Here is a 14,416-nt window from a genome sequence, read left to right as displayed (position 1 = left end):
GAAAGGGAACAGGCTTTGCTCGCGTTCGTGGCAAACACGCATGAAACGCGAGGCAAAGACATGGCTGAATCAGACAACGCCGTTCGCAAGAACGCCGCCTATCCGTATTCGTCGGGCGGATGGGGCTCGTTGAGAGCGGTCACCGGCGCGCTCGTCAAAGAGAAGGTTCCGCTGAAGGCAAGCACCGTCCTGCTGAAGCAGAACAAGCCCGATGGCTTTGCCTGCGTCAGTTGCTCATGGGCGAAGCCAGCCGATCCGCACATGTTCGAGTTCTGCGAAAGCGGCGCCAAGGCGACCGCCTGGGATCTCACCGCGAAGCGCATGACGCCGCAGTTCTTCGAGCTTCACACGGTGACGGAACTGTGCGCGTGGCACGATCACGATCTCGAGGACGCGGGGCGTCTCACCGCCCCCTTGCGATACGACGCCGCGAGCGACAAGTACGTCAGCGTCACGTGGCAGGAAGCCTTCGAGGACATCGGCCGCGAGTTGCGCGCCTTCGATCCTGAAGGTGTTGTGTTCTATGCGTCGGGGCGCGCGTCGCTGGAAACGTCGTACATGTACCAGCTTTTCGCGCGCATGTACGGCACCAACAATCTGCCTGACAGCTCGAACATGTGTCACGAAAGCACGAGCGTCGGATTGACGGCGGCGATCGGCGTGGGCGTTGGCACCGTCCAGCTCGACGACTTCGAGAAGACCGATCTCATGTTCTTCTTCGGGCAAAACGTCGGCACCAACAGTCCGCGCATGCTGCATCCGTTGCAGGAGGCGCGCAAGCGCGGCGTGCCGATCATCACGTTCAATCCGTTGCGCGAGCCGGGGCTTCTGAAGTTTGCGAATCCGCAATCGCCGGTCGAGATGATGACGCCCGCGCATACGCTCATCAGCACGCAATATCATCAGGTGAAGACGGGCGGCGATACGGCGGCGATGCTCGGCATCTGCAAAGCCGTCATTCATGCCGACGATCACGCGAAGGCGCACGGCGAGCCGCGCATACTGGATGTCGACTTCATCGAGACGCATACGAAAGGCTTCGAAGCCTTCGCGGAATACGTGCGCGCTGCATCATGGGAGGACATCGAACGCGTGGCGGGACTGCCGCGCGCCGATCTCGAAGCGGCAGCCGCGGAATACATGCGCGCAAACGCGGTGATGGCGCATTACGGCATGGGCATCACGCAGCATCGGCAGGGCGTGCAGAACGTGCGCATGCTCTGCAATCTGCTGTTTCTGCGCGGCAATGTGGGCAAGCCGGGCGCGGGGCCGTCGCCGGTGCGTGGACACTCGAACGTGCAGGGACAGCGCACGGTGGGCATAACCGAAAAGCCGGAACTCGCGCCGCTCGACAAGCTCGCGAGTCAGTTCCATTTCGAGCCGCCGCGCGAGAAAGGCATGAACACCGTTGAAGCCTTCGAAGCGATGCTCGACGGCAAGGTCAGCGCGGTCGTCAATCTCGGCGGCAATCTCGTGCGCTCGGTGCCCGACCGTTTGCGAATCGAACCGGCTTGGCGCGGGCTGAAACTGACGGTCAATGTCGCGACAAAGCTCAATCGCAGTCATCTCGTGCACGGTGAAAAGTCGTACATTTTGCCGTGCCTCAGCCGCATCGAAATCGATACGCAGGCGAGCGGCCCGCAGGCGGTGTCGATGGAAGACAGCACCGGATGCATCCACGGTTCGCGCGGCGTGGCCGAGCCCGCCTCGCTCGACGCGCGCTCGGAGCCGTACATCGTCGCGGAACTGGCGAAACATACGCTCGGCGAGCGTTCGACCGTCGACTGGGATCGCTGGCGCGGCGACTATGCGCTGGTGCGCGATGAAATCGCGAAAACCTATCCCGAGACTTTCCACGACTTCAACGCCCGCATGTGGACGCCGGGCGGGTTCCCGCGCAACCTGCCCGCGCGCGAGCGCAAGTGGGAGACGAAGAGCGGCAAGGCGGAGTTCTTCGTGCCGGAGACCATCGGCGAAGATCCGGACATGCCCGAACGCGAGCCGCAATCGCTGCGGCTCATGACGCTGCGCAGCGACAGCCAGTTCAACACGACGATCTACAGCCATGACGATCGCTTTCGCGGCATCAGCGGCGGCCGCATGGTCATCATGATGTGCGAAGCGGACTTGAAGCGACACGGCCTGCGCAAGGACGATCGCGTGACCTTGCAAACGATCGCGGACGACGGTTTCGAACGGCGCGTTGCGGGCTTGCGTGTTCAGCCCTACGACATTCCAGAGGGATGTATCGCCGGTTATTACCCGGAGTGCAATCCGCTATTGCCGCTTTGGCACCATGCGAAGGAAAGCAAGGTGCCGGGCGCGAAGTCGATACCCGTGGAGATCGTGGAAGTGAACGGCGCGGCACGCGCGCCGTGACGGGACTTCACGCATAACGCCTGATGCGGCGCGCGGGTGCGGGCCGCAGACAGTGTGCGATCGCGAGCGCGCCGAGCGACATCATCGCCAGCGAGGCGAGCGGGAACGTGCCGACCGTATTCGCCGCTATCGCAGCAGGACGATGCTGCGCGACGAGTTGCATGCGCCGCTTCGTCATGCGCATGCCGAGCTCGGAGAGCTGCGATGCAAGCGCGCGTTCGGCGGTCGGCAGCAACACTGTCTCCTCATCCGCGACGTGATGCATCACTTCGCGCATGAGTTGCATGAAGCGCGCATCATAGGCGGCATCCTGGGGGCCCATCGCGCGCAGCTTCGCGATGTCTTCGCGCATCTGGTCATGCTCGGGCTTGCTCTTCGCGAGACGTTCGTCGCCGTTCATGGCCTCGCTCAACGCCGGGTAAAAAATCTCTTCTTCGAGTTGCGCGTGGATCTCGAGCGCCGTGCAGGCGAGTTCGACGATCGCGCGCTTTCTCCACCACGCAGTCTTCGCGTGATAGCGATGAAACGCCGCCATGACGTGGGCGTGATCCATGCGGATCATCGTCGTGATGGAAGGGGAGCAGGATTGCAGGTCCACGTTGACTCCTCGGCCCTGAGGCAGGCTTGATGTGATGGTGGGGAAAAACGCGTTATCGTGCTTGCTTTAACCTCACACGGCCTTCAGCAATCATTATTCCGGGCCATTGACACGTACACGAAGCAACTTGCGTTCATAGTGGACGCGCCGGTTTGCGCACGAGCATTTCGGCACGGCGCTTGCGCATAGCGGTAGCCCACTTCAACCAGGAGGCATACATGAGCATTTTTTCCAACATCATGAACAAGATTTTCGGCCACCACGACGCGGCCGCAGCGGGTGCGCCAGCCGGTCAGCCTGCGGCGCCCGCCGCGGGCGCAGCCGCCGCTCCTGCCGCGTCGGCCACGTCGGCCCCGTCGACGGCGGCATCCACGCCCGCGCAGCCCGCCGCGCCGGCGCAGCCCGTGGACGTCGAGGCGGTGCTGACGCAAATGCAGGCGAGCCACGGCGAACAGTTGAACTGGCGCACGTCCATCGTCGATCTGATGAAGCTGCTCGGCCTCGACAGCAGCTTGTCCGCGAGAAAGGAACTGGCTGCGGAACTGCATTACAGCGGCAACACAGAAGACTCGGCCGCGATGAACATCTGGCTGCATAAGCAAGTAATGCAGAAGCTCGCGGAAAACGGCGGCAAGGTGCCCGACGACCTCAAGAACTGATCAACGCGTCACGGCATTGAGAAGAAAAAAGGACGACGGTGCGCCGTCGTCCTTTTTTTCGGAACGCGAAATCATCGGTGCGCGGGATCGGGCATAGGTGCTGCTCAGGGTCATGGCACGCCCGATCAATCTCTCTTTGACTTCGCTGGAGAAGCAACGATGACTATCCAGAGAAAAATCTCCAACTGGCGCAGGATCGGCCATTTCTGCACGACGCGTCTCGTCGATTATGGCGAGCTGATTCCGATCGAACTTGCGGAGACCAAGAAGCGCGTGCTCCACGAGGTGGTCGCGATGGTCGCGCTGACGATCGGCGCGCTGTTCACGCTGTCGTTCGTATCGATCGCCGTGATCGTGACCGCAGTCGGCACGCCGCATCTCGTGCTGACCGCGTGGTGTGTCGCGGGCGCGTGGCTCGCCGTCGCGGTGATCGCGGTCATCGTCATGATGTCGCGCAAGCCGGCCGAGCCGTTTCAACTGCTACGCGATCAGTTGCGACGCGACGTCGACACGATCAGGGAGGTGGCGCAATGAAGCATGCCGTGCAACAGGAAGTGATCCTCGCGCGCATGGCGGAATCGCGTGCGGAGCTGGTTGCGGCGCACGCGCTGGACGAACCGGCGCGCATCGCGCGTGTGCCTCGCGCGCGGCCGTCTATTCCTGCGAACGCCGCGCCGTGGTTTCTGCGGACACCGAATGCTGAACTGATCGCGCTGGCTTTGGTCGGCGTCGCGGTACTCGGACTGAGGCGCATCGTGCAGACGGCGGTCGGCGCGGGGTTGAGCGCGTCGACGCACCGCGTCTTCGGCGATTTCCTGAACGCATTGCGCGAATAAAAAAATTCGCGCAATGGGCAATGCGCAAAACGCCTCAGCGTTTGCTGCGGCGTTTTCTTGGTTTGCCCGGCGCGAGCGCCGCCGACCAAAAAGTCGACGCTTGCCGCTTCGCTTGCGCGGTAGCACGGCCTCGCGCCGACCCAATGACTGCGTTGGCGCCGGAAAGCCACATGCTCAGAAAAGGATTCTTCTTCATCCAAGGGTTTTTCATGCAGTGGCTCCGGTAGCGTTGCGCAATGTCAGTGCAGGCGCATCGTGTTGTCCCCCGCGTCCTTCGGCAGCTTCGATTCGAGTTCTTCCTTCCGCTGCATCAGCTTTTTGCCGAGCGCTTCCAGATCGGCGCCGGACTTGCGCAGCTTCGGGAACAGATCCGATTCCTCCTCTTCGATGTGATGGCGCACCATCTCGCTCATCACCTTGAACGTCGCGTCGAAGCCTGCGTCGCCCGCGCGCAGTGTCGTGAACTTGTCGATCAGCACCTTCACCAGATAGTGCTCGACATACGCTTCCTCCACATCCGGCCGGTCGTCTTCGTCGAGCGCTTCCTGCGCGGCGGGATAGAGCAGTTCTTCCTCGATCATCGCGTGAACGGTCAGCTCCTCGCAGGCGCGACGGACCAGCGTGGCCTTCGCATCGAGATCGTCCTTTTGCGTTTTTTCGAATGCATCGAACAGCTTTTCGACGGCGCGATGATCGTCGGTCAGCACCTGAATCGCGTCCTGGCTCTCGGTGGCGGGGGCCGTTGCGGTGGTCGAATTTTGTGTGGGGGTTTGGCGAGACATGGTGGTCCTCCGTCAGGAAAATGGAATGCTCACCGTACAGAGCAAAGCGCGGACCCGGAGCGGCGCTAGCGCGCAATCGGCCCGGGCATTTCGCCGCGGCTGCCCGCGCGCCTGCCGCCGATCATTTCCGCCAGCCAGTTGATGACGAGCGCCGTGTACGCGCGCTGGCTGCCTTCATCCGATAAACCATGATCCGCGCCGTCGATCACGCGATAGGTCAACGAATGCGCCCGCCAAAACGCCTGAAGATAGCTGGCGAGGACCGTGTGCGGCACGATCTCATCGTGCTCCGATTCGACGAGCAGCACGTCGCCGCCAAAATCCGCGGACGCACGCAGCGCGCGGTTCTCGTTCGCGGGAACGATGCGCCGGCGGTACGCGACGAGATCGTGTTCCTTGTGCAGCGCGCGCTTTGGGATGTTCCAGCCGTCGTCGAGATACAGCGCCGGCACGCGCAGTCCGAGCCAGCGGACCGGCCGCATCGATGTGACGATGGATGCGAGATAGCCGCCGTAGCTGCTGCCGATTACGGCAATCGACGTTTCATCGACGAGCGGATGCACGACGAGCGTGTCGTACGCCGCGAGCACGTCGCCGAGATTGGTTTCGCGCGTCACCGTGTCCTGTTCCTGTTTGGTGCGCGCGTGGCCGGTCAGATCGAAGGTGAGACAGACGCAGCCTAGCGCAGCCGCCTGCCGCGCCCGCTCCATGTACTGCGCCTGATCGCCGCCCCAGCCGTGCACGAACAACACGCCCGGAATGGTGGTCGCGGGTGTGACGACGGTGCCGTCGAGATAGCCGCGTTCGACGGGAATCTGAATCTCCTGCCGGTTTGCCGTCATTCGCTCGCTCCTTTGACCGTCGTGTCGACCGTATGAAACTTCGTGATGGGTCCCGTGCGCGGGTCCACGCCGCGATAGTCGATGCACGCGTTCGCGGGCACGCCGACGGCGGCGCCATACGCTTCGACCGTCGACGCGCGCACGACGCGAAGCGCAGGATCGTTCGCAAACGCGCGCAACGCGGCGATTTCCGCGCCGCTCGCGCCGCCGATGCGCCATGACTGCTCCAGCACGCCGCAAAGGTGACGGCCTTCATCGTCCGTGCCGCAGGCCACGTCGTAGTTGCGGCGCGATGCAAAAAAATCCGGAAAGGCATCGTGAACGGCCGCATCGAACGCGCGTGCGCGCCGGATCGCGATGCGCGCGTCGTCGGGCATGTCGATGCCTTCAAGCGCGTCGAATCCGCCGCGCACGACGACGAGATCGGAGCCGCCGTACACGTTGTGTCCGTGATTGTTGCGCGTCAGATGTTGCACGCCGAAATAGCTCGCTTCGTGCGCGCGGACGCGCACGTGGCCGACGCTGAATGTCGCCACGTCTTCCAAGTCCCGCTCCAGCACGATGCCTTCGGCGGCAAGCGTTTCGTCGCCGACATCGTCGAGCTGGGCGTCGAGCTCGTTTTTATCGGCGATGACCGCCTGTCCGCTCCCGCCGATTCCCGACGGACGCTTGAGCCTCACCGCGCCGTTTTTCCACAGCAGCGTGGCGGCGGCGTGCGCATCGTCGCGCGAAAAAACGGAAAAGCCGGGCAGCACGAGATCGCTGGTACGGCTCGCGAGTTGGTCAGACCATCCGGGCGGCTTCGCGCGCGCGCCGGGCGGCAATCCATGCGCGATGACTTTCGTCGCGACGAACGGATACGGCACCACGCCGCCGAAAAAATCGTGTTCATGCGCAATGCCCATGCGCGTGGCGTCGTCGTGCGAGAGCGTGTCGTCGGGAACGAGATAGCGATGCGTATGACCCCGCGCGGCATCGAATTCGCCGCAGAAGGGCGCGTCGAGAAGCGCGGCGAGCTGAGCGGCGAGGGCGCGCTGTGTGTCGATTTCATGCTGTCCGCGCGCGGCCTTTTCGCCGCCGCAATGGACGAGCACGACCAAGTCCTGGTCTTCCGACGATGCCTTCATGCGCGCTCCGATATCAGACGTTTGCGGGCATTGCAGCATGCTTACAGCAAGCTTCGTTCCGGCGAAGAAGGCGCGTCAGTTCCTGCGCGCATAGCGCAGCCACACGACGTCGTGATCGAGCTTCTCGACCGAATCGAGCTTCAGGTACGTGGGCTTGCGCCATGCGTCCATCGCGATTTCGAACGATGACGTATGCGCCTCGCGCCCATCGACGAGCGGAATCAGGAGCACGCTGACTTCATCCGCGAGTTGCGCATTGACGAACGCGCCCGACACGTGCCCGCCGCCTTCGACGATCAGCTTGCGGATTTTCAGCTCGCGCCCAAGCGTATCGACGACACGCTTCAGTTCGATATCCTCCTTGCCGCCGAATACATACGACGCGCCGATCGCTTGCAGATGCGCGAGGTAATCGTCCTCGACGTTTTCGGCGAGCACTTCGACGATATGCGAATCGAGCGCCGTGCTGCTCTTCCATGCGACGCGTCCCTTGGGATCGATCGAAATCGCGTACTGGCTGGCGTCGCGCTTGGCGAAATGATCCGTTCGCGAAATCGGGCCTTTCGCGAGCCCGCGCGGATAGTCGCGGTCCTTGCCGTGCGAGATCTCCTGCATCGTGACGCGGCCGCATGCCCACGCGTCGGCGTCGAAGCGCGCGGCCGTGTCTTCGTAGGTCGGTGATGCGAAATCGAGATTCCAGTTATCGGTGAGACTGCGTCCATCGATCGAGGACATCATGTGGCAGACGATATGCATGCGAGAACTCCGGCGAAGGGCGAATACGGTTTCGCGTGCAAGCTTCGTGCCGCTCAGCACGAAACCCCGATACGCGAGAAAATGTGAGTTGTTCCGCTTTTTATTGCAACGGCTTATCTCATGTCAGATCTCGCTACTCCGCTTCCCCGCCGCGCGAATATCAATCCCGGGCCGCTCGGCATCGCCGCGCTCCTGATAGTGGTCGGCGCGTGGTATCTCGGGCAGACCGTCGGTGCGCGTCAGGCCGCGCTGTATGTCGTCGGCGCGTTGCTCGGCATCTCGCTTTATCACGCGGCGTTCGGTTTCACGTCGGCGTGGCGCGTGTTCATCGCGGATGGCCGCGGGGCCGGCCTGCGCGCGCAAATGCTGATGCTCGCGGTCGGCGTCGGGCTGTTCTTCCCCGCGCTCGCCGCAGGCACGCTCTTCGGCACGCCCGTGACGGGGCTCGTGTCGCCGGCAGGCACGTCGGTGATCGTGGGCGCGTTCATATTCGGCATCGGCATGCAACTGGGCGGTGGCTGCGCGTCGGGCACGCTCTATACGGTCGGCGGCGGCAGCACGCGCATGATCGTGACGCTTGCCGCGTTCATCGCGGGGTCCGTCATCGCGACCGCGCACATGCCGTTCTGGACCGCGCTGCCGCACTTGCAGCCGGTTTCGCTCGTCAAGTCGCTGGGCGCCGGACCCGCGCTCGCAATCAACTGGATCGCGTTCGCGCTGATCGCGGCGCTGACGGTCGTCATCGAAAAGCGCCGTCACGGGAAGCTCGTCGCGGCGCACGTGCAGCCGCCGCACACCTCGCCGTGGCTGCACGGGCCGTGGCCGCTCGTGGCCGGCGGCATCGCGCTCGCCGTGCTCAATTTCGCGACGCTCGCGCTGTCCGGGCGGCCGTGGGGCATCACGTCGGCGTTTGCGCTGTGGGGCGCGAAAGCGGCGGCCATGTTCGGCGCCAATACCGCGAGCTGGCCGTACTGGACGAGCCAGGCCAATGCTGCCGCGCTCGCCGCTCCGATTTCCCGCGATGTCACATCCGTGATGGATATCGGCATCGTGCTCGGCGCGATGCTTGCCGCCGCGCTCGCCGGCCGTTATGCGCCGGTCTGGCGGGTGCCGATGCGCTCGCTGATCGCGGCGATCGTCGGCGGTTTGCTGCTCGGTTACGGCGCGCGGCTGGCGTATGGCTGCAACATCGGCGCGTACTTCAGCGGCATCGTGTCCGGCAGTCTGCACGGCTGGCTGTGGCTCGTCGCAGCGTTCCTCGGCAACGTTGCCGGCACGCGGCTGCGTCCGTTCTTCGGGCTCGAAGTCGAGCGTTTGCGGCCGACGTCCTGCTGAGCAACGTTCCGTTCCGGTTTTTATCGGAACGCGTTTCGATTTTGAGCCGGGAAGTCAGTCCGGCGTGTTATGCGAGAATCGCCGCATGAAAAAGACCACTTCGCTCATCGTTCTGTTTCTGCTGATCGCGCTCAGCCCGCTTGCACACGCGAGCGTGGCGTCGGGCGCGCATCAGTTCAAGGAAGACGTCAAATCAGCCGGACGCCAGACCGGACACGCGGCGCGCGATGCCGCTCACGCGATCGGCGACGGCGCGAAATCGGCCGGTCACGCCATCGCCGATACATCGAAACGCGGCTACCAAGCCACCAAAAAGTGGGTAAAGGGCGAGGAATAGACCACTTTTCGGAGATCCGGGCTTGCGCTCGCGCTGCGCATCGTCGTCGGCGATGAAGGATGGGCGCTCGGTTTCGTCAGCTATAGCGGCTGCACGAGTCTGGCGGCGGGGCTCGCGTACGGCGGGCTCATCGTGCACGAGCGATTCGCGCATCACCAGCCGTGAAAGCGCGGCCATGCAACCGTGTTGCCATCGCTTGCAAGCGCGTGATACTCGGGATATTGCGCGCCCGTCGCGCATGCATGATTCGGCAGGATGCGCAGTTTCATGCCGATCGGAAAGCGCCGCGCGACGTCATCGGCATGCTCCACCGCGAGAATGCCGTGCTCCTGATTCGCGCCGACTAGCGCACAGGCTTCGAGCGGCGTGCCGTCGAGTCCGCAGGCGAGACCATAGCCATAATCGTGCATCTGCTTCGACGTGCCGCGGTCGCGGCTCATCGCCATCCAACCTGCATCGACGATGACCCAGCCCTTGTCGGGCTGATGACCGATGACGCTCGTGAGCACGCTCAATGCGATATCGCTCGTCGTGCATGCGCCGACGTTGGCCATCACCAGATCGAAGAACACATAGACGCCCGCGCGCACTTCGGTGACGCCCGCGAGACCTTTCGCGGCAAGCGCGGTGGGTGTCGAGCCGACGCTGACGGTCCTGCACGCAATGCCCGCCGCGCGCAGACGTTCGGCCGCGCGCACGCAGCCCGCGCGTTCCTGCTCGGCGAGCGCGGCAAGCGCTTCGGGATCGTTCAGTTCATAACTCGAACCCGCGTGCGTCATCACGCCGCCCACTTCGATGCCGCCATCCTGAAGAATGCGGCCGATCGTGAGTAGCGCATCGTCGTCGGGCGAGAGGCCCGAGCGATGACCGTCCGTGTCGATCTCCAGCCAGACTTCGAACGTGCCATTGGCGGCCTTGCAAAACTCGACGATCGCCGATGCCGCCGCCGCGTTGTCAGCGATGATCTTCAGATCGCAGCCTTCGTGCTTCAGCGCCATCGCGCGCGGCAGTTTCGCGGGCACGATACCGACGGCGTAAAGAATGTCGACGATGCCCGCCGCGAAGAATTGCTCAGCTTCCTTCAACGTCGATACGGTGATGCCCCGTGCGCCCGCCGCGATCTGCGCGCGCACGACATCGACACACTTCGTCGTCTTCACATGCGGACGGAACGACACGCCGAGCGCGTTCATACGCGACTGCATGACGTCGATGTTGTGCTGCATTCTCGCGATATCGACGATCGCGGCGGGTGTGTCGAGCTGCTCGATATTCATGATGTGATCGTTCACGATTGCGGCTCCTGCAAGCGTCGTTCGGCAATGGTGTCGATTATAGGATTGCTTCGATTAAGCCACGTTCAATCCATGATTCAGCAAAACTGAATCTTCAACTGCGCCACGGCGGCTGCGGCCGGAACCGCGATTGCAGGAACTGCATGAACTCGCGCGTTCTGCGCGGCAGGCCCGCACGACTGCGCGTGAGCGCAACCACGTTCGCATCGGGCGTCTTCCACGACGGCAGCAACCGCACCAGCGCGCCCGTGCGGATATCGTCGGCGATATCCCACTCGGAGCGCAGGATGATGCCGCGTCCTTCGATGCCCCAACGCCGGATCACATCGCCATCGTTGCAGGCGAGCCTGGATGCAACGCGCACGCTGCGACTCGTGCGCCCCTTGCTGAAGTGCCACAGCGACGCATCTTCCTTGTTCTCCTGCAGCACGATGCAAGGCAATTGCGCGAGATCCTGCGGCGACTCGGGCATGCCGAAGCGCTTCACGAATGCGGGCGACGCGCACACGAAGCGCGCATTCGGCGCGATCGCGTGACCGACGAGATTGGACGCGCGCAACTCGCCGATATGCACGACGACATCGAAACGGTCGGCGGTCTCGGTCAAGGGCTGATCGGAGAGCGTGAGCGCGATATCGACATTGGGATGATCGCGCTGAAAATCCGCCATGACAGGCGCGAGATACTTTCGCCCGAAGCCGAGCGGCGCATTGACCTTCAGATTTCCGACGAGTCCCCCACGGCGCACCTGCAACTCGTCGAGCAGCGCATCGAACTGTTCGATCAACTCGGCGCCGCGTTGACACAGCAACGCGCCTTCATCGGTGAATTGCAGCTTGCGCGCGGTCCGGTCGATGAGACGCGTTCCAAGCTTCTTTTCGAGCTGTTGCAGGCGCTGCGAGACCGCCGAGGGCGACAGTCCGAGCCTGCGTCCTGTCGCGACGAGACTGCCGCTCTGCTGAATCGTGAGAAGGAAGCGAATGTCGGTGGTATCGGCGGTATCGGTCATCGTGATTTACGCAAGCGGTCCTTCCGGGATCTTGCGTTGCCATGCAACGGCGATCGCGCTGCCGACGCTCAACGCGATGCCCGCGAGCGAAAGCGGCGCGATGGTTTCGCCCCATGCGATATAGGCGAACAACGCCGCCCACACGATGCTCGTGTAGTTGAAGGGCGCGAGCGTGCCTGCGTCGGCGCGTCGGAAGGCCACCGTCATCAGGATCTGGCCGACCGTCGCCAATGCGCCCAGACGCGCCATCAGAAGAAGCGCGTCGAAGGTAGGGGTCTTCCAGTTGAACGGGAGCGGGCCGCCGGCGACAACGGTGCCCACAGTCGTGAAGAACAGCACCGTGGTGCGCGAATCGTCGGTGGGGCGAATGCGCTTGATCTGGATGATCGACAGTGCGCCGCACAACGCGCTCGACAGCAGGAGCATCGGCCCGAGCCAGCTCGATTCACCGCCGCCCGGCCGCACGACGAGCAGCACGCCTGCGAAACCGATTAACGCCGTGACGGCCGAGCGCATCGTGAGCCTTTCCTTCAGGATGAACGGCGCGAGCACAACGACGATCAGCGTCTCCGAATACGCGATCGCCAACGCCTCGCCGAGCGGAATATAGGGCAGGCCCGCGAAGAAGAAACCCGACGCGCCGAGCAGCGTCAGCGCGCGCCATGTCTGCCCCTTGAAGTCGAGACGCCGCGCGCGATCCATCAGCGAACGCTCGCCGACACAGGACACGGCGATGGCGGGCACGAGACCGAACAACATGCGAAAGAAGGTCAGTTCGTTTGCCGGATAGTGCAGCGCAATCGCTTTCGCAAGCGTATCGACGATCGCGAAGCAAAGCATCGAAGCAAGGATGAAGCCAATGCTTGCGAGCGGCAGGTGGCTCGCGCGCGAGACGGTGACGGACGGCATGACGCGATGAAATCGTGACGGAGCCTCGAATCATCGCACAAGCGCGCGTATGCCCGATCGTCTACGGGAAAGCCATTATTTTGAATCGCTTGACTCGCAGAAAAGTCCTGCTCGCATACGTCCAACATATTCATCAGCACACTGACAATATCCGGAAGAGGCGACACATGGCGCTCAAGTTCGCGGCGAAACTCGCCGATCTGGTGGAAGACGAGCCGCTCGGCGTGACGATCGGCGAGCAGCACATCGCGCTCTATTTGCTCAACGACGAAGTGCACGCCACGCACAACGTTTGCACGCGTCAGTTCGCGCTGTTGAGCGAGGGTTATATGGAAGACGGTTGCATCGAATGTCCGTTGCATCAGGGGCGCTTCGACATCCGCACGGCGCGGCGTGCAGGTGGAAGCCGGCGAGGTCTACATCGATCTTTGATGCGCACGATTGCGGAGCGACGAACATGAGGCAGACCGTTTTGATCATCGGCGCGGGACAGGCGGGCGCGCGCGCGGCCGAAGCGTTGCGAAGCTACGGCTTCGAAGGGCGCATCGTGCTCGTCGGCGACGAGCGTCACGCGCCGTATGAAAGACCGCCGCTTTTCAAGGACGTGCTCGTCGCGCAAGACGATGACGATTGCTTCAAGGGCTGGGTACACGCTGCGGTTTTGATAATCATATAGCCGACCTCCCTCCGTTGGAATCGAACGTGCGGCGTACAGTCAGGGTGCGAACACCGACGTGACGCACAGGAGGCCGGCATGAATAAGTTTAGTGGAATCGACTTGCACTCGAACAACAGTGTGGTCGTCGTCAGCGATGACGCTGACCGGGTTGTCTACCAGCGACGGTTGCCGAACGATCCGGTGCAGATCCGGGCGGCACAGATTACGCGTCACGTCAAGGTTCGTGGGCCGGCCAATCCGTTCGATCGGGCATGGACGTCCTACTTTGCCCGTCGTCGCGCCGCGAAACATCCCGTCAGCCTGTCCGGTGCCACCCCATGGTGCTGAAGAATGGCTTGAGCCGGATGCGGGGGTGACTCGCCCGTCCGGTTCTTAGGGGAGAACGTGCCGGCAACGGCACGTTCTTACCCGACAAGGGCGCCGGAAATCAATCGTCTGTCGGCGTCCTGGTCGAACGGACCAGCCGTCTAGTGCTGCTCGCCAAGATGGAAGACGCCACCGCCGCTTCAGCGCTGGCGGGCTTCTCTGCCAAACTCAACTCGATTGCAGCACCGCTGCGACGAACCTTTACCTACGACCAGGGAAAAGAAATGTCGCGGCATCAAGAACTCACTGCAGCCACTGGCGTGCGCGTGTACTTCTGCGACCCACATAGCCCCTGGCAGCGCGGGACCTGCGAAAACACCAACGGATTGCTCCGTCAATATTTGCCTAAGGGCACCGACCTCTCGGTCTACACTCAGGACGAGCTCGATGCCATCGCCGACAGCCTGAACAGCCGGCCGCGCGCAACCCACGCGTTCCATTCGCCATTCGAGGTCTTCGCTGCGACACTTGCCTCAGCGAGCCAATCTCAAAGCGCTAAACATTAAC

At 63.1% G+C, this 14,416-nt stretch carries 16 protein-coding genes and 3 pseudogenes; 10 read left to right on the top strand and 9 right to left on the bottom strand.

The window, feature by feature from the left end; genetic code table 11:
* Positions 1 to 60 precede the first annotated feature (60 nt).
* Positions 61 to 2,379 (top strand): FdhF/YdeP family oxidoreductase, encoded by a 2,319-nt coding sequence (locus tag AWB75_RS03940; RefSeq protein ID WP_061123032.1) that lies wholly within the window; start codon positions 61 to 63, stop codon positions 2,377 to 2,379.
* A gap of 7 nt (positions 2,380 to 2,386) precedes the next feature.
* On the opposite strand, the gene AWB75_RS03935 is transcribed toward AWB75_RS03940, so the two are convergent.
* A complete protein-coding gene (locus AWB75_RS03935; RefSeq protein ID WP_087086464.1) occupies positions 2,387 to 2,941 on the bottom strand; it encodes a hemerythrin domain-containing protein in 555 nt (184 codons plus the stop codon).
* A 254-nt stretch (positions 2,942 to 3,195) separates the two neighbouring features.
* On the opposite strand from AWB75_RS03935, the gene AWB75_RS03930 reads away from it, so the two are divergent.
* The 3 genes from AWB75_RS03930 to AWB75_RS03920 all read left to right on the top strand — a co-directional run bounded on the left by AWB75_RS03930 (position 3,196) and on the right by AWB75_RS03920 (position 4,472).
* Positions 3,196 to 3,636, top strand: a complete 441-nt coding sequence (locus AWB75_RS03930; protein WP_061122774.1) for a DUF3597 domain-containing protein — start codon at positions 3,196 to 3,198, stop codon at positions 3,634 to 3,636.
* A gap of 159 nt (positions 3,637 to 3,795) precedes the next feature.
* A complete protein-coding gene (locus AWB75_RS03925; protein ID WP_061122773.1) occupies positions 3,796 to 4,170 on the top strand; it encodes a phage holin family protein in 375 nt (124 codons plus the stop codon).
* On the top strand, positions 4,167 to 4,472 hold the full coding sequence (locus tag AWB75_RS03920) for a hypothetical protein (RefSeq protein ID WP_061122772.1): 306 nt from the start codon (positions 4,167 to 4,169) through the stop codon (positions 4,470 to 4,472). The genes AWB75_RS03925 and AWB75_RS03920 overlap by 4 nt, the downstream gene beginning before the upstream one ends.
* A 34-nt stretch (positions 4,473 to 4,506) precedes the next feature.
* On the opposite strand, the gene AWB75_RS38015 is transcribed toward AWB75_RS03920, so the two are convergent.
* The 5 genes from AWB75_RS38015 to AWB75_RS03900 form a co-directional block, all read right to left on the bottom strand.
* Entirely contained in the window at positions 4,507 to 4,683 is a 177-nt protein-coding gene (locus AWB75_RS38015) for a hypothetical protein (RefSeq protein WP_200822919.1), read from the bottom strand.
* A 28-nt stretch (positions 4,684 to 4,711) separates the two neighbouring features.
* On the bottom strand, positions 4,712 to 5,254 hold the full coding sequence (locus AWB75_RS03915; protein ID WP_061122770.1) for a hemerythrin domain-containing protein: 543 nt from the start codon (positions 5,252 to 5,254) through the stop codon (positions 4,712 to 4,714).
* Positions 5,255 to 5,319: 65 nt separating this feature from the next.
* Positions 5,320 to 6,096, bottom strand: a complete 777-nt coding sequence (locus tag AWB75_RS03910; protein ID WP_061122769.1) for an alpha/beta hydrolase family protein — start codon at positions 6,094 to 6,096, stop codon at positions 5,320 to 5,322.
* Positions 6,093 to 7,223, bottom strand: coding sequence for a DUF3182 family protein (locus AWB75_RS03905; protein WP_061123031.1), 1,131 nt, complete (start codon positions 7,221 to 7,223; stop codon positions 6,093 to 6,095). Before AWB75_RS03905 ends, AWB75_RS03910 begins: the two co-directional genes overlap by 4 nt.
* 75 nt (positions 7,224 to 7,298) lie before the next feature.
* The gene (locus AWB75_RS03900; protein WP_061122768.1) at positions 7,299 to 7,979 is read right to left on the bottom strand and encodes a dihydrofolate reductase family protein; all 681 of its coding nucleotides are present in this window, start codon (positions 7,977 to 7,979) and stop codon (positions 7,299 to 7,301) included.
* A 120-nt stretch (positions 7,980 to 8,099) separates the two neighbouring features.
* Between AWB75_RS03900 and AWB75_RS03895 the strand changes: the two genes are divergently transcribed.
* Positions 8,100 to 9,314, top strand: coding sequence for a YeeE/YedE family protein (locus AWB75_RS03895; protein WP_061122767.1), 1,215 nt, complete (start codon positions 8,100 to 8,102; stop codon positions 9,312 to 9,314).
* An 85-nt stretch (positions 9,315 to 9,399) separates the two neighbouring features.
* Positions 9,400 to 9,651: a hypothetical protein gene (locus AWB75_RS03890; RefSeq protein WP_061122766.1), complete on the top strand. Its 252-nt coding sequence runs from the start codon at positions 9,400 to 9,402 to the stop codon at positions 9,649 to 9,651.
* A 152-nt stretch (positions 9,652 to 9,803) separates the two neighbouring features.
* Here the strand turns inward: AWB75_RS03890 and AWB75_RS03885 are convergent, their stop codons facing one another.
* The 3 genes from AWB75_RS03885 to AWB75_RS03875 form a co-directional block, all read right to left on the bottom strand.
* On the bottom strand, positions 9,804 to 10,928 hold the full coding sequence (locus AWB75_RS03885; protein ID WP_061123030.1) for an alanine racemase: 1,125 nt from the start codon (positions 10,926 to 10,928) through the stop codon (positions 9,804 to 9,806).
* Positions 10,929 to 11,040: 112 nt separating this feature from the next.
* Positions 11,041 to 11,955 carry a LysR family transcriptional regulator gene (locus tag AWB75_RS03880; protein ID WP_061122765.1) on the bottom strand — a complete coding sequence of 305 codons (915 nt, stop codon included), beginning with the start codon at positions 11,953 to 11,955 and terminating at the stop codon, positions 11,041 to 11,043.
* A gap of 6 nt (positions 11,956 to 11,961) precedes the next feature.
* Entirely contained in the window at positions 11,962 to 12,864 is a 903-nt protein-coding gene (locus tag AWB75_RS03875) for a DMT family transporter (protein WP_061122764.1), read from the bottom strand.
* A gap of 167 nt (positions 12,865 to 13,031) precedes the next feature.
* On the opposite strand from AWB75_RS03875, the gene AWB75_RS03870 reads away from it, so the two are divergent.
* The 4 genes and pseudogenes from AWB75_RS03870 to AWB75_RS03855 form a co-directional block, all read left to right on the top strand.
* Positions 13,032 to 13,325 (top strand): Rieske 2Fe-2S domain-containing protein, encoded by a 294-nt coding sequence (locus AWB75_RS03870; RefSeq protein WP_235011958.1) that lies wholly within the window; start codon positions 13,032 to 13,034, stop codon positions 13,323 to 13,325.
* Positions 13,322 to 13,507: pseudogene (locus tag AWB75_RS03865) on the top strand (FAD-dependent oxidoreductase); the annotation flags it as partial. The gene AWB75_RS03870 and the pseudogene AWB75_RS03865, both read left to right, overlap by 4 nt.
* A gap of 111 nt (positions 13,508 to 13,618) precedes the next feature.
* A pseudogene (locus AWB75_RS39625) lies at positions 13,619 to 13,732 on the top strand (IS110 family transposase); the annotation flags it as partial.
* A 224-nt stretch (positions 13,733 to 13,956) separates the two neighbouring features.
* A pseudogene (locus AWB75_RS03855) lies at positions 13,957 to 14,415 on the top strand (IS30 family transposase); the annotation flags it as partial.
* Position 14,416 lies beyond the last annotated feature (1 nt).

This window comes from Caballeronia catudaia, from assembly GCF_001544755.2.
Taxonomy (GTDB): domain Bacteria; phylum Pseudomonadota; class Gammaproteobacteria; order Burkholderiales; family Burkholderiaceae; genus Caballeronia; species Caballeronia catudaia.
The sequence above is the reverse complement of the archived record's forward strand: the minus strand, read 5'-3'. Positions and strand labels throughout refer to the sequence as shown.

Bases quoted from the DNA above. Each gene is read 5' to 3' on its own strand.
- AWB75_RS03940 (WP_061123032.1), top strand. From the start codon at position 61: ATGGCTGAATCAGACAACGCCGTTCGCAAGAACGCCGCCTATCCGTAT.
- AWB75_RS03935 (WP_087086464.1), bottom strand. From the start codon at position 2,941: ATGATCCGCATGGATCACGCCCACGTCATGGCGGCGTTTCATCGCTAT.
- AWB75_RS03930 (WP_061122774.1), top strand. From the start codon at position 3,196: ATGAGCATTTTTTCCAACATCATGAACAAGATTTTCGGCCACCACGAC.
- AWB75_RS03925 (WP_061122773.1), top strand. From the start codon at position 3,796: ATGACTATCCAGAGAAAAATCTCCAACTGGCGCAGGATCGGCCATTTC.
- AWB75_RS03920 (WP_061122772.1), top strand. From the start codon at position 4,167: ATGAAGCATGCCGTGCAACAGGAAGTGATCCTCGCGCGCATGGCGGAA.
- AWB75_RS38015 (WP_200822919.1), bottom strand. From the start codon at position 4,683: ATGAAAAACCCTTGGATGAAGAAGAATCCTTTTCTGAGCATGTGGCTT.
- AWB75_RS03915 (WP_061122770.1), bottom strand. From the start codon at position 5,254: ATGTCTCGCCAAACCCCCACACAAAATTCGACCACCGCAACGGCCCCC.
- AWB75_RS03910 (WP_061122769.1), bottom strand. From the start codon at position 6,096: ATGACGGCAAACCGGCAGGAGATTCAGATTCCCGTCGAACGCGGCTAT.
- AWB75_RS03905 (WP_061123031.1), bottom strand. From the start codon at position 7,223: ATGAAGGCATCGTCGGAAGACCAGGACTTGGTCGTGCTCGTCCATTGC.
- AWB75_RS03900 (WP_061122768.1), bottom strand. From the start codon at position 7,979: ATGCATATCGTCTGCCACATGATGTCCTCGATCGATGGACGCAGTCTC.
- AWB75_RS03895 (WP_061122767.1), top strand. From the start codon at position 8,100: ATGTCAGATCTCGCTACTCCGCTTCCCCGCCGCGCGAATATCAATCCC.
- AWB75_RS03890 (WP_061122766.1), top strand. From the start codon at position 9,400: ATGAAAAAGACCACTTCGCTCATCGTTCTGTTTCTGCTGATCGCGCTC.
- AWB75_RS03885 (WP_061123030.1), bottom strand. From the start codon at position 10,928: ATGAATATCGAGCAGCTCGACACACCCGCCGCGATCGTCGATATCGCG.
- AWB75_RS03880 (WP_061122765.1), bottom strand. From the start codon at position 11,955: ATGACCGATACCGCCGATACCACCGACATTCGCTTCCTTCTCACGATT.
- AWB75_RS03875 (WP_061122764.1), bottom strand. From the start codon at position 12,864: ATGCCGTCCGTCACCGTCTCGCGCGCGAGCCACCTGCCGCTCGCAAGC.
- AWB75_RS03870 (WP_235011958.1), top strand. From the start codon at position 13,032: ATGGCGCTCAAGTTCGCGGCGAAACTCGCCGATCTGGTGGAAGACGAG.